General features: G+C 68.5%; 12 protein-coding genes. 6 read left to right on the forward strand and 6 right to left on the reverse strand.

Annotation, left to right across the window (positions count from 1 at the left end; translation table 11 throughout):
- Positions 1-29: 29 nt before the first annotated feature.
- The 3 genes from rsmA to ACFTZB_RS33700 are packed head-to-tail and all read right to left on the reverse strand — an operon-like array spanning position 30 to position 3,196.
- Complete coding sequence (gene rsmA / locus ACFTZB_RS33690; protein ID WP_378438355.1) at positions 30-920, reverse strand: 16S rRNA (adenine(1518)-N(6)/adenine(1519)-N(6))-dimethyltransferase RsmA; 891 nt, start codon at positions 918-920, stop codon at positions 30-32.
- Positions 921-930: 10 nt separating this feature from the next.
- Positions 931-2,058: a transglycosylase family protein gene (locus ACFTZB_RS33695; protein WP_378438357.1), complete on the reverse strand. Its 1,128-nt coding sequence runs from the start codon at positions 2,056-2,058 to the stop codon at positions 931-933.
- A 22-nt stretch (positions 2,059-2,080) separates the two neighbouring features.
- Positions 2,081-3,196: a transglycosylase family protein gene (locus tag ACFTZB_RS33700; RefSeq protein ID WP_378438359.1), complete on the reverse strand. Its 1,116-nt coding sequence runs from the start codon at positions 3,194-3,196 to the stop codon at positions 2,081-2,083.
- A gap of 240 nt (positions 3,197-3,436) precedes the next feature.
- Between ACFTZB_RS33700 and ACFTZB_RS33705 the strand changes: the two genes are divergently transcribed.
- Both ACFTZB_RS33705 and ACFTZB_RS33710 read left to right on the forward strand, forming a co-directional pair.
- Positions 3,437-4,906, forward strand: a complete 1,470-nt coding sequence (locus tag ACFTZB_RS33705; protein ID WP_378438361.1) for an amino acid ABC transporter substrate-binding protein/permease — start codon at positions 3,437-3,439, stop codon at positions 4,904-4,906.
- Positions 4,903-5,673: an amino acid ABC transporter ATP-binding protein gene (locus ACFTZB_RS33710; protein WP_378438363.1), complete on the forward strand. Its 771-nt coding sequence runs from the start codon at positions 4,903-4,905 to the stop codon at positions 5,671-5,673. The genes ACFTZB_RS33705 and ACFTZB_RS33710 overlap by 4 nt, the downstream gene beginning before the upstream one ends.
- A 50-nt stretch (positions 5,674-5,723) precedes the next feature.
- Here the strand turns inward: ACFTZB_RS33710 and ACFTZB_RS33715 are convergent, their stop codons facing one another.
- Both ACFTZB_RS33715 and ACFTZB_RS33720 read right to left on the reverse strand, forming a co-directional pair.
- Positions 5,724-6,164, reverse strand: coding sequence for a DoxX family protein (locus ACFTZB_RS33715; protein WP_378438365.1), 441 nt, complete (start codon positions 6,162-6,164; stop codon positions 5,724-5,726).
- A gap of 138 nt (positions 6,165-6,302) precedes the next feature.
- Positions 6,303-7,145, reverse strand: coding sequence for a TatD family hydrolase (locus ACFTZB_RS33720; protein ID WP_378438367.1), 843 nt, complete (start codon positions 7,143-7,145; stop codon positions 6,303-6,305).
- Between the two features lie 74 nt (positions 7,146-7,219).
- Between ACFTZB_RS33720 and ACFTZB_RS33725 the strand changes: the two genes are divergently transcribed.
- The 3 genes from ACFTZB_RS33725 (at position 7,220) to ACFTZB_RS33735 (ending at position 10,971) form a co-directional block, all read left to right on the forward strand.
- Entirely contained in the window at positions 7,220-8,074 is an 855-nt protein-coding gene (locus tag ACFTZB_RS33725) for an SDR family oxidoreductase (protein WP_378438369.1), read from the forward strand.
- Positions 8,075-8,127: 53 nt separating this feature from the next.
- Positions 8,128-9,687, forward strand: a complete 1,560-nt coding sequence (metG, locus tag ACFTZB_RS33730; RefSeq protein ID WP_378438371.1) for a methionine--tRNA ligase — start codon at positions 8,128-8,130, stop codon at positions 9,685-9,687.
- Positions 9,688-9,795: 108 nt separating this feature from the next.
- Entirely contained in the window at positions 9,796-10,971 is a 1,176-nt protein-coding gene (locus ACFTZB_RS33735; RefSeq protein ID WP_378438373.1) for a DUF2786 domain-containing protein, read from the forward strand.
- 14 nt (positions 10,972-10,985) lie between these two features.
- Here ACFTZB_RS33735 and rsmI read toward each other — a convergent pair whose 3' ends face one another.
- Entirely contained in the window at positions 10,986-11,816 is an 831-nt protein-coding gene (gene rsmI, locus ACFTZB_RS33740) for a 16S rRNA (cytidine(1402)-2'-O)-methyltransferase (RefSeq protein ID WP_378438375.1), read from the reverse strand.
- Between the two features lie 74 nt (positions 11,817-11,890).
- Here rsmI and ACFTZB_RS33745 point away from each other — a divergent pair, with 74 nt between their 5' ends.
- On the forward strand, positions 11,891-13,399 hold the full coding sequence (locus tag ACFTZB_RS33745) for a dolichyl-phosphate-mannose--protein mannosyltransferase (RefSeq protein ID WP_378438377.1): 1,509 nt from the start codon (positions 11,891-11,893) through the stop codon (positions 13,397-13,399).
- Positions 13,400-13,480 lie beyond the last annotated feature (81 nt).

Here is a 13,480-nt window from a genome sequence, read left to right on the forward strand (position 1 = left end):
CTTGTTAACCGCCCGCGGTTAACAAGTACTCACGGGTGGGTGGCGGCAAGACGCACGAAGGCCGCGGCGTCGAGGGTCTCGCCGCGGGTGGACGGTTCGATCCCGGCCTCACGCAGACGCCGCTCCGCCTCCACGGGCGAACCCGCCCATCCGCCGAGTGCGGCCCGTAAAGTCTTGCGGCGCTGAGCGAAAGCCGCATCGATGACCGCGAACACGCGGCGACGGTGCTCGTCGTCGACGGGCCACGGCGGTTCGGCGTACCGGTCGATGCGGACGAGACCCGACTCGACCTTCGGGACGGGCCAGAACACCGCACGCCCGACCGCGCCGGCACGGCGAACGGCGCCGAAGAAATTGGCCTTCACACTGGGCACGCCGTAGATCTTGCTGCCCGGGGACGCCGCCAGGCGGTCCGCCACCTCGGCCTGCACCATCACCAGAGCGGTTCGCAGACTGGGCAGTTCGGAGAACAGGTGCAGCAGCACGGGCACCGCCACGTTGTAGGGCAGGTTCGCGACGAGAGCGGTGGGTGCGCCGGGAATCTCGGAAGGCTTCACCCGCATCGCATCCGCGCCGACCACGGTCAGCCGGTCCGCGAGTTCGGGGGCGCGGTCGGCGACGGTGACCGGGAGTCGCGCCGCGAGGTTGGGGTCGATCTCGACGGCGATCACCTTGTCGACGACGTCGAGCAGCGCCAACGTCAGCGAACCGAGCCCGGGGCCGACCTCGAGGACGGTGTCGTCACGCCCCACGCCGGCGGTCGCGACGATGCGCCGGACCGTGTTGGCGTCGTGCACGAAGTTCTGCCCCAACTGCTTGGTGGGGCGCACGCCGAACTCCTCGGCGAGTGCCCGCACCTCGGCGGGGCCGAGCAGTGCGGCCTGACCTCGAGCGGCGGGGGGTACTTCGGCTTCGGACACCAGGCGAACTTTAACGCACGCCGAGCCTGCCCGAGCACGTCGGCCACGCTCCCCAGCCCTGCGTCTTCTGCGTCTTCGACGCGACCGCGATCTGCTCCTCACGGGTGGCGAGGTCGGCACGCGGTGCGTACTTGAGGCCGCCCTGACGCTCCCACGTGTTCTGGTCGAACTGGACGCCGCCGAAGAATCCGTTGCCCGTGTTGATGGCCCAGTTGCCGGTGGCCTCGCACTGCGCGAGAGCGTCCCAGACCGAACCGTTCTCGACGGGCGGCACCTCGGTGCCCGGCTTCGCGCCGACGCGGATCACCTTCGGCTGAGCGGGAGTGGTGACCGTCGCCGACACCTGGTTGCGTCCGACTTCCTCGCCGTTGACGGTGTTGACCGCGAACGTCACGTCCTGGACGCCGGGCAGTCCCGGGCTCTCGACCACGGTGCGGCTCATGTTCATCGTCGGGTCCTCGACGCGCTGCTCCTCGGGAGCCAGCGGCAGCGTCTCGACCTTCGTCTCGGTGCGGTCGCGGGTGACCGTCACGTTCATGCCCTCGGTCAGCGGAGTGTCCGCCGCCGGGACGACGGTGTCGGCCTGCTCGAGCGGCGCGCCGTGTGCGGCCAGGAAATCCCCGACCGTGGGCGCGGCCATGCGCACGTCGGTGACCGGCAGCGCACCGTCGGTGAGCTTGACGACGAGCGGGTTGAGCACGTCGAGCGCGGCGCCGTCGAGCGGGAGTCGCTGCGAACGGGACGCGGACACGTGCACGTCGTCGCCGAGTTCGAACTGCTTCAGCGCGTCCTCGACGGTGAGCGCGGTGGTCCACACCGTCTTGGGCTGACCGTCGACCGTCAGCGACACCTCACGCGCGCGGCGCAACACCACGGTGTCGCCGTCGGACAGCGACGCGTCACGGTCGGGTGCGACGACGTCGCGGTCGCTGACCGAGTACCCGGCGTCGGCCAGAGCCGCGTCGACGCTCGTGGTCATCGTGCTCAGCGAGATCGTCTCGCCGTCCACGTCGAGGGTGACGTTCTTGTGCCGGACCACGGCCATCACTCCGCCGGCGATCAGCGTGGCGAGAAGCAGGGCCACCACGGTGTAGAGCAGCGGCGAGCGAGCCGAGTTGATCTTCGCGAAGGGCGACATCGTGTTCCTTTACTTCCGATCGTCAGCGGAGTCCGAGCTTGCTGGTGCAGGCGGGCCAGGCGCCCCAGCCCTGTGCCGCCTGGACCTTCTCGGCGACGGAGATCTGCTGTTCGCGGGACGCGAGGTCGGCGCGGGCGGCGTACTGGGTTCCGCCGAACGCCTCCCAGGTGCTCTGGGTGAATTGCAGTCCGCCGAAGAATCCGTTGCCGGTGTTGATGGCCCAGTTGCCGGTGGCCTCGCAGTGCGCGATCGAGTCCCAGGTGGCGGCGTTGGAGATGGCGAGTTCCTTCACACCGACCTTGACGAGCGCGGGTGCGGGCTCGCGGAGCACCTGCGAGCTGAGCTCCTGGCGTCCGGCCTCCACACCGTTGACCGTCTTCACGGAGGCGGTGACGGTGCGCTCGCCGGGAACGCCGGAGTTCTCGACGACGGTCTTGCCCTTGTCGAGCGCGGGATCGTCGACGCGGTTCTCGGGAGGCGCGATGGGCAGCGTCTCGGTGCGGGTCTCGGTGCGGTCGCGGGTCACGTGGATCTCGGCGCCTTCGACGACGGGGGCGTCGGCGGGCGGGACGACGGTGTCGGCCTGCTCGAGCGGGGCGCCGTTGGCGGCGAGGAGTTCGCCGACGGTGGGGGCGGCGAGGCGGACGTCGGTGAGCGGTGCGCCGCCGTCGGCGACCTTGACGAGCTTGGCGTTGACGACCTCGAGCGACGTGCCCTCGAGCGGCAGGCGCTCGGAGCGGGATGCCGAGACGTGGACGTCGTCGGCGAGTTCGAACTGCTTCAGCGCGTCGTCGACGGTGAGCGCGGTGGTCCACACCGTCTTGGGCTGACCGTCGACGGTGAGGTCGATCTCGCGGGCCCGCCGCAACACGACGGTGTCGCCGTCGGAGAGCGATGCGTCGGCCGCGGGAGCGACTGCGTCACGCTCGCTGACGGTGTATCCGGCGTCGTCGAGCGCACCGCTGACGTCGGACGCCATCGTGCCGAGCGACATGGTCTCGCCGTCGACGTCGAGCGTGACGGTCTTGTGCCGCGCCACTGCCAACGCTCCGCCCACGACGAGCGTCGCGAGCAGTGCCGCGACGACGACATAGAGAAGGGGCGATTTGGCGGTGTTGATTCTGGCGAAAGGCGACACGTGAGATCCCAAGGCTGGCGGACGTTTGATCACGGTACGGTAACGAATCGGCGATGGTCTGGCAACTTTGCCGCTACGACCTGCGTCCTAGATCACGAAAAGGTTGAGATCGGGGACAGTTTTCGCTTTGCCGTGATCAATCGCTTCTGGTCCGGACCACCCTCGAAACGCAGTATCTTGCGACATGCACCAAGAAGCCCGGAAGCGACCGGGCATTACCGACAAGAAAGCTGGGGTTCCGTGCGCAGCAGATCCGATCGACTTCTGAGACTCGTCAGACGTCCGAGAGTGCCCGCGGTGATCGCCGCGCTGACGCTGCTCGTCACGCTCGTCGCGCCCGGTGTCGCCGGCGCGCAGCAGCCCGCTCCGGGCAACGACTACACCATCGCCACCGACATCACGTTCGCCCCGTTCGAGTTCCAGGACGAGAGCGGCAAGCTCGTCGGCATCGATATGGACCTTCTCGCCGCCATCGCCGAGGACCAGGGATTCACCTACCGGGTCAACGCCGTCGGATTCGACGCCGCACTGCAGGCGGTCACGGGCGGCCAGGCCAACGGCATGATCGCCGGCATGTCGATCACCGACGCCCGCAAGGCGACGTTCGACTTCTCCGACCCGTACTTCGAATCGGGTGTGCAGATGGGCGTGCTCGAGTCCGACGACTCGATCACGTCGTACGAAGACCTGCGCGGCAAGTCCGTCGCCGTCAAGAACGGCACCGAGGGCGCCACGTACGCGGAGTCCATCAAGGACCAGTACGGTTTCACCACCAAATACTTCGCCGACTCGTCGAGCATGTTCGACGAGGTCCGCACGGGTAACTCGGTGGCCGTGTTCGAGGATTACCCCGTCCTCGCGTACGGCATCAAGCAGGGCAACGGGTTCAAGACCGTCACCGACAAGGTCCCCGGCGCCAGCTACGGGTTCGCCGTCGCGAAGGGCCAGAACGCGCAGCTCCTCCAGGAGTTCAACACCGGTCTCGCCAACGTGAAGGCGAGCGGCGAGTACGACGAGATCCTCGACACCTACCTCAACGCCGACGCCTCCGACGACGACAATTCGATCCTCGGCCTGATCAAGAGCACCTACCCGCTGCTGCTCGAGGGGCTGTGGCTGACGATCGTGCTGACCGTGGTCTCGATCGCCATCGCGCTCGTGCTCGGCGCGATCTTCGGCCTGTTCCGGGTGTCGACCAACATCGTCCTGCGCGGCATCGGCACCACGTACGTGGACGTGTTCCGCGGCACCCCACTGCTGGTGCAGGCCTTCTTCATCTACTTCGGCATCCCGGCGGCACTGGACTTCCAGATGTCGGCGTTCACCGCGGGCATCATCACGCTGAGCCTCAACGCAGGCGCCTACATGGCCGAGATCGTGCGCGGCGGCATCCTGTCCGTCGACAAGGGTCAGATGGAAGCGTCCCGGAGTCTCGGCATCAGCTACCTGAAGTCGATGCAGAAGGTCGTGATGCCGCAGGCCGTGCGGACGATGATCCCGTCGTACATCAACCAGTTCGTGATCACACTGAAGGACACGTCGATCCTGTCCGTGATCGGGCTCGCCGAGCTCACTCAGACGGGGCGGATCATCATCGCCCGCAACTTCCAGTCCTTCAACATGTGGCTGATCATCGGCGCGATGTATTTCATCATCATCATGGCGCTGACGAAGCTGTCGAACCGGCTCGAGAAGAGGATCAACAAGTGACCGAGACACCGGCGACGGAGAACAAGGCCGAGGCCGCCGACCCGAAGATCCGGGTGAAGGGCCTGAAGAAGTCGTTCGGCGACAACGAGGTGCTCAAGGGCATCGACGTCGACATCGCGAGCGGCGAGGTGGTGTGCGTGATCGGGCCCTCCGGGTCCGGCAAGAGCACGTTCCTGCGCTGCCTCAACCGGCTCGAGGACATCACCGGCGGCAACGTCGTCGTCGACGGCTTCGACGTGAGCAACCCCAAGATCGACATCGACCGGGTGCGCCAGCACATCGGGATGGTGTTCCAGCACTTCAACCTGTTCCCGCACATGACGGCCATCGAGAACGTGATGCTCGCACCCGTGCAGACCAAGCGGGCCTCCAAGGAGGAGGCGAGGGCGACGGCCGTGCGGTTGCTCGAGCAGGTCGGGCTGGCGGAGAAGGCGGACGCGAAGCCGGCGAATCTGTCGGGTGGGCAGAAGCAGCGCGTCGCGATCGCACGGGCCCTGGCGATGAGCCCGGACATCATGTTGTTCGACGAGGCCACCAGCGCGCTGGACCCCGAGATGGTGGGCGAGGTGCTGCAGGTTCTGCGCGACCTCGCGAAGGGCGGCATGACGATGGTCGTGGTCACGCACGAGATGGGCTTCGCCCGCGAGGTGTCCGACCGGGTGATCTTCATGGCCGACGGGTACGTGGTGGAGGAGGGAACTCCGGAGCAGATCTTCGGCGACCCGCAGCAGTCCCGCACCCAGGACTTCCTGAACAAGGTCCTCTGACACGTGAGTGGCGAAGCGTGCCGGGGCACACTTCGCCACTCACCTGGGGGTCAGACGGTGGCGGGTTCCTTCGCGGCCCACGGCAGCTTGTCGCCGAGCAGTCCATCGACACCGAAGCGGCCCGATCCGACGACGGCGAGCAGCAGCGATCCGACGCCGAGCGCCAGCACCAGTTCATAGCCGCCCTCGCTCGCGAAGATGCCCTTGTCGATGTGCGCGATGAAGAATGCGCCGACCATGTCGAGGAACAGCAGGACGCCGAAGACCGGGACTGCCGCGCCGACGATGAGCGCGAGGCCGCCGATGACCTCGAGCCAGGTCACGACGAACGCCGAGACGCCGGGGAGCGGAACTCCCATGGCCTCGAAGCCGGCGGTCTGGCCGGCGTGGCCGTTGGTGAACGCCTTCTGCCAGCCGTGAGCCAGGAAGATCACGCCGATGCCCACGCGGGCGACGAGGATGCCCAGGCTTCGGACTGCGGGGTTGTTCATGGATGCGCCTTTCATCGAGGTGTCCCCGCGCGACCGGGACGACCATTGGTTGAACAGGCAACGATCCTAAGTTCTCTAAGTTGAAACTTCAACTTAAGGCCTGCGGCCCCGTGCGCGCCCGACGAGTCCAGGGACTCGCTACCCACTCACGGGCCGGAGGCCGTACACGCGCTCGGCGGTCGCGGTGGACGCCTTCGCCAGGTCGTCCGGGTCCTCGCCGCGGATCTCCGCGAGCGCCCGGACCGTGTAGGGCAGGCAGTACGGCTCGTTGGGAGCGCCTCGGAACGGGTGCGGGGTGAGGAACGGCGCATCCGTCTCGACGATCAGCTGATCCGACGGCACCAGCGGCGCCGCCTCCCGCAGCGCCTTCGCGTTCGTGAAGCTGACGGTGCCGGAGAAGCTGAGGACGTAACCGGCGTCGATACATTCGCGCGCCATCTCGGCGTCCGAGGAGAAGCAGTGGAAGATCACCGTCTCCGGCGCCCCCTCCTCCCGCAGCACCTGCAGCAGCGCCTGGTCGGCCTCCCGGTTGTGGATCATCAGCGTCTTGCCGAGCCGCTTCGCGAGGTCGATGTGCCAGCGGAAGCCCTCGGTCTGCTCGACGACGGTGGCGCAGCCGTCGAGTTTCCCGGGCCAGTAGAAGTCGAGTCCCGTCTCCCCCACCGCGACCACCCGGGGATCACCGGCGAGCCGCTCGATCTCCGCCCTGGTCGCGTCGTCGAGCACGTTCGCCCGGGTCGGGTGGATCGCGACGGCCGCATAGACGCGGGGATCCCAGTGCGCGGCGTCGACGGCGAACTGCGCGGCCGCCAGGTCGTCGGCCACCGTGACCACCCGCTCCACCCCGACCGCGGCCGCCCGGTCGACGATCGCCGTGACACTCGCCGCGTCCGACGCCCCGCACGCGTCGAGGTGGGTGTGCGAGTCGACGAGCGGGAACAGCGGCGTAGGGGCTTCCGGGGCGGGACGGTCTTTGCTCATGCGGACATTGTCGACGCCGCCGCCGCACGTGTCACATGCGGTACTTTTCACCCGACGGGGAGGGAGCCGTGTCCATGACTTCGAGCTCGATGAACGGCCGCGTGATCGCGGTGACCGGCGGTGCGAGGGGAATCGGGAAGGAAATCGCCCGACAGCTGGCGGTCGCAGGCGCGCGGGTCGCGATCGGCGACGTCGCCGGCGCCGCGGCCCGGCGCACGGCGGACGAACTCGGCCGGGCGGGCGGGACGGTGGAGGGCCTCGAACTGGATGTCACCGACACCGGGTCGTTCACGGCCTTCCTCGCGGCCGTCGAGGATCACTGGGGCGCGCTCGACGTGCTCGTCAACAATGCGGGCGTCATGTGGGTCGGGAGCTTCGACGAGGAACCCGAGTCCGCGACGGACCGGCAGCTGGCGGTGAACCTGCACGGGGTCATCCGGGGAGTGCGCCTGGCAGCCCCGGCGATGCGTGAGCGGGGCCGCGGCCAGATCGTCACGGTGGCGTCGGCGGCGTCGAAGGTCGCACCGCCCGGCGAGTCTACGTACGCCGCCACCAAGCACGGGGTTCTCGGCTACCTGACCGGGGTCCGCGAGGAACTGCGCGGGTCGGGTGTGCAGATCTCGGTGATCATGCCCGGGGTCGTGGACACCGAACTCGCGGCCGGGACGGCGACGGGCGCAGCGAAACTGCTGTCGCCGGCCGACGTCGCGAAGGCGGTGGTCGCGGTCATCCGGCGGCCCCGGTTCGAAGTGACCATCCCGTGGTACGTCGGACCGCTGGTCCGGCTGGTCACCGTGTTTCCCCAGTTCGCCCGCGACTTCGCGGTCCGGCGGATGGTTCCCGACCAGGTGCGGTCCACGGACAAGTCGGCCCGCGCAGCGTACGAGTCGCGCACCGTCACCGGCGAGGACGGCGCCGGCCCGGGCTAGATCCCGAATCTGCGCGTCCCGAAACGGCGGCGCGCAGATAGAGTGGTCGCACCATGAATGCTGCTGATTCCACCGCCTCGCGGCCACCTTTCTATCTGACGACGGCGATCGCGTACCCGAACGGCGTGCCGCACATCGGCCACGCCTACGAGTACATCTCCTCCGACGCCCTCGCACGGTTCAAGCGCCTGGACGGGTTCGACGTCTTCTTCATGACGGGAACCGACGAGCACGGTCTGAAGATGCAGCAGACCGCGGCCAAGGAGGGCATCGACGTCCGCGAGCTCGCCGCGCGGAACTCGGATGTGTTCGAGGCGATGGACAAGACGCTGAACATCTCCTTCGACCGGTTCATCCGCACGACGGATGCCGACCACGAAGAGGCCAGCAAGGCGATCTGGCAGAAGATGCTCGACAACGGCGACATCTACCTCGACACGTACTCGGGCTGGTACTCGGTCCGCGACGAGGCGTTCTACACCGAGGCCGAGACCACGCTGCAGGAGGACGGTTCGCGCCTGTCCACTGAGACGGGCACCCCGGTCGAGTGGACGGAGGAGTCCACGTACTTCTTCAAGCTGTCCGAGTACCAGGACAAGCTGCTGGCTCTCTACGACGAGTACCCCGACTTCATCGCGCCCGCGACGCGGCGCAACGAGATCGTCAGCTTCGTCAAGGGCGGCCTGAAGGATCTGTCGATCTCTCGGACGACGTTCGACTGGGGCGTTCCGGTTCCCGATCATCCCGAACACGTCATGTACGTGTGGGTGGACGCGCTCACCAACTATCTGACCGGTGCCGGGTACCCGGCCACGGACTCCGAGCAGTTCGGCAAGTTCTGGCCGGCGAGTCTGCACATCATCGGCAAGGACATCACCCGGTTCCACACCGTGTACTGGCCGGCGTTCCTGATGTCGGCGGGAATCGAGTTGCCGAAGCGGGTCTTCGTGCACGGGTTCCTCTACAACAAGGGCGAGAAGATGTCGAAGTCGGTCGGCAACGTCGTCGACCCGGTCGCCATGGTGGCGCAGTACGGTCTCGACGCCGTGCGCTTCTTCCTGCTCCGCGAGATCTCCTACGGCCAGGACGGCAGCTACAGCCACGAGGCCATCGTTACCCGGATCAACGCCGACCTGGCGAACGAGCTCGGCAACCTCGCCCAGCGTTCACTGTCGATGGTCGCGAAGAACTGCGACGCGCAGGTTCCGACGCCCGGCGAGCTGACCGAGGACGACACGGCGATGCTCGCGCAGGCCGACGCGCTGCTGGAGCGGGTGCGCGCCGAGTACGACGTCCAGGCACTGCATCTCGCACTGGAGGCGATCTGGTCGGTTCTCGGCGAGACCAACCGGTACTTCTCCAAGCAGGAGCCCTGGGTGCTGCGGAAGACGGACCCGGAGCGGATGGCGACCGTGCTGTACGTGACGCTCGAGGTGGTCCGGATCGTGGGCGTTCTCGTGCAGCCGGTGATGCCGGACGCCGCGGAGAAGATCCTGGACCTGCTGGGCCAGAGGAGCGACGCGCGGCAGTTCAGCGACCTTCCGGCGCGCATCGTGGCGGGCACCCCGCTGCCCGCACCGTCGGGCGTGTTCCCGCGGTACGTGGAGGACTGATCCACGCGGGGTCCACATCTTGTCGGACCCTGCGTGCACACTCTCCGCATGACGCCGAATAGAACATACATTCGATCTCATCACGGTGGATTCGGGAACGGAGCGCGCGTGTTCGACGACGAAGTGAGTCCCCAGGCCGCCGCGGCAGTCCACACCCTGATGGGTGAGTTGTCGGCCGCGTACGAGCGTGGGTGGCAGCCCGCCGACGTCGTGCATCTGGCGCGGAGATCGAAGGAGCCGGCCGACGCGGCACTGGCGGCGGCCGTGGTGCTGCACGAGGCGGAGCGCACGCGGGCCGCGCACCGGGCGCCGCGGGACTGGGTGGAGCAACTGCGCACCATCGGCGAGCAGTACCCGGGCGCGTCCCACCTGGCGGCGCGGGTTCCGGTCGACGGTCCCGACGTTCGGGCGCTGGCCGCCGGGCTGCTGTTCGAAGACCCGTACCACTCCGTCTACCAGCTCACCGACCTGTCGCTGGCGTGGACGAATCTGCCCGGCTGGACGGTGCTCACTCCCCCGCCGTCGACGTGGCCGATCGTCCGGGTCGCCGACCCGTCCGCGGCGATGCCGGGCGAGGCGGAGGCCGACGCGAAGGTGCTCAACAGGATTCGCGGACTCCTCGCGAAGGCCGAGGCCACCGACTTCGCGGAGGAGGCGGAGATCTTCACCGCGAAGGCGCAGGAGTTGATGACGCGCTACGCGATCAACGCGGCCCTCCTCCACACCCAGAACGGGGTGGGCAACACCGCGGTGCACAGTCGCCGCATCCACCTGGAAAACCCGTACGTCAAGGAGAAGGTGCACCTTCTCACCGAGATCGGCGACTCCAACCGGGTGCGCACCGTGTGGTTCAGCTCCCTCGCCATCGCGACCGTGGTCGGCACCCCCCTCGACCTCCAGCAGGTCGACATGCTCTTCACCTCGCTGCTGGTGCAGGCTACGCGCGCAATGCAATTCGCAGATGCCGACAGTCGCAGCGGTTCGCGCACCACGTCGTTCCGGAAGGGTTTCCTGGCGGGCTTCGCCAGCCGCATCGGCCAGCGGTTGCGTGACGCCGACAGCCGGGCCACGGCCGACGCCGCCGACGAGGCGTCGATTCCCGTCGCGGATCTGCTGCCGATCCTGGCCACCAAGTCCGAGGCCGTCGACGCCGAATTCGACCGCCTGTTTCCGCGGACCAAGAAGGCACGTGGCCGGGCCGTCGACGCCAACGGCTGGTACGCCGGGCAGGCGGCCGCCGACGACGCGTCGCTGGCGGCCGGGGAGCGTGCCCTCCGGCGGTAGTGCCCGCCGGACGCCTAGTCCTTCCGGGCCGCCAGCACCGTCTCGTAGAGTTCCCGCTTCGACACGCCGGTGGTGGCGACGAGCGCGCACGCGTCCTTGAGCCGGGTGCCGTCGGCGACCAGTCGCTCCACCTCGTCGACGAGGTCGGCGGGGTCGGATGCGACGAGGGTGGCACCCTCCACCACGACGGTGATCTCACCGCGGACGCCCTCGGCGGCCCACTCGGCGAGTTCGGCGAGGGTGCCGCGGCGGACCTCCTCGTACGTCTTGGTCAGCTCGCGGCAGACGGCGGCGCGGCGGGTGCCGCCGAGCACGTCGGCGGCGTCCGCCAGGCAGTCGGCGAGCCGGTGCGGGGCTTCGAAGAACACGCAGGCGCGTTGCTCGGTGACCAGGGCCTGCAACCACGTCTTGCGCTGACCCTGCTTGCGGGGCGGGAAACCGTCGAAGCAGAACCGTTCGACGGGCAGCCCGGACAACGCGAGCGCCGTCGTCACCGCCGACGGTCCGGGCAGGCACGTCACCGCCAGATCCTCGGCCACGCACGCCGACACCAGCCGGTACCCGGGGTCGCTGACCGACGGCATGCCGGCGTCGGTGACGAGGAGAACGGTCTTGCCGGACGCGACGTCGGCGACGAGTGCGGGCAGCCGGGCCGTCTCGACCTGGTCGTAGAAGCTCACGACCTTGCCGGTGATCGTCACGTCGAGCGCAGAGGCGAGGGCCTTGGTGCGGCGGGTGTCCTCGGCGGCGACGACGTCGGCCGTCCCGAGCGCCGTACGCAGCCTCGGCGAGGCGTCACCCACGTCCCCCATCGGTGTTGCGGCGAGCACTAGGCGACCAGTCATGACCCACAGCCTACGATTGCGGCGTGACGATGCTGACGGACGAGCGACCGACGCCCTCCGCACGACAGCCGTCCATGGTCGGACCGGCGCCGCTCGTGCCGCCTCCCGACTTCGGTCCCGTCGACCGCGCCCGCGGCTGGGTGGTGACCCTGTTCGTCACGGCGATCGCGGCGATCACCCGGTTCACGATGCTCGGGTACCCGACCGACGCGGGCACTCCCGTGTTCGACGAGAAGCACTACGCGCCGCAGGGCTGGCAGGTGCTCACCGGCGGCTGGCTCGAGGACAATCCCGGATACGGGCTGGTGGTGCATCCGCCGATCGGGAAACAGCTGATCGCGATGGGCGAGGCGATCTTCGGCTACAACGGCTGGGGCTGGCGGTTCGCGTCGGCGGTGGCGGGCACGATCATGGTTCTGCTGGTGATCCGGATCGTCCGACGGCTCACGCGGTCCACCCTGCTCGGCGGTCTCGCCGGGATCCTGCTGGTCGCGGACGGGGTGACATTCGTCTCGTCCCGGCTCGGCATGCTCGACATCTTCCTGGCGCTGTTCGCGGTGGCCGCGCTCGGCTGCCTGATCGTGGACCGCGACCAGGTCCGCGAGCGGATGGCCCGGGTGTACGCCGAGGGCCGGATCGGCGACAGCGAGTGGGGTCCGCGGCTCGGTGTGCGCTGGTGGCGGTTCGGCGCCGGGATCATGCTGGGCCTGGCGTGCGGCACCAAATGGTCGGGCGTCTACTTCATCGTGTTCTTCGGGTTGCTCAGCGTCGCCTTCGATGTGGCTGCCCGGCGCGCCTACGGGGTTCGCCGCCCGTGGTTCGGCGCCGGCGTCCGCGATGTCGGTCCCGCGCTGTACGCGCTCGTCGTCGTTCCGCTGTTCGTGTACCTCGCCAGCTACTGGGCGTGGTTCGCCAGCGAGACCGGTGTGGACCGGCATGCCGTGGGCAACGAGATCGGAACGGGCGGCCCGTGGTCGTTCGTGCCGGCAGCGCTGCGGTCGCTGTGGTATTACAGCGGCAACGTCCTCCAGTTCCACGCGGGCCTCACCAACTCGGCGGGCAATCACCATCCGTGGGAGTCGAAACCGTGGACGTGGCCGATGGGTCTGCGCCCGATGCTGTACTACTTCGCCGAGGGCGATCACGTCACCGGCTGCGGGGCGTCGAGTTGCGTCAAGGCCGTCATGCTCATCGGGACGCCCGCCATGTGGTGGCTGGCACTGCCGATGCTCGGGTGGGCTCTGTGGCGGTCCGTGGTGCGGAAGGACTGGCGGTACGCCACCGTCCTCACCGGCTACGGCGCCGCGTTCCTGCCGTGGCTGACCACCCTGGACCGCCAGATGTACTACTTCTACGCGGTGGCGCTCGCACCGTTCATGGTGATGGGAATCGCGCTCGTGCTGGGCGACGTCCTCGGAAGCGCGCGGGCGTCGTTCGAGCGCCGCACCACCGGCCTGCTCGCCGTCTGCCTCTATGTGGGGCTCGTGGTCGCCAACTTCATCTGGTTGTGGCCGATCCTCACGGCCGTCCCGATCACCCCGGAGACGTGGCAGCATCAACTGTGGCTGCCCAGCTGGCGCTGACACCGTAGACGAGTCGAGCCGCCCGGGTCCGGTGGGACCCCCGCGGCGCCGGACGAGGGTGTGAGTGCGGGAGGCGTGCGG

The organism is Rhodococcus sp. NPDC057014, from assembly GCF_042673295.1.
Lineage (GTDB): Bacteria > Actinomycetota > Actinomycetes > Mycobacteriales > Mycobacteriaceae > Rhodococcus_F.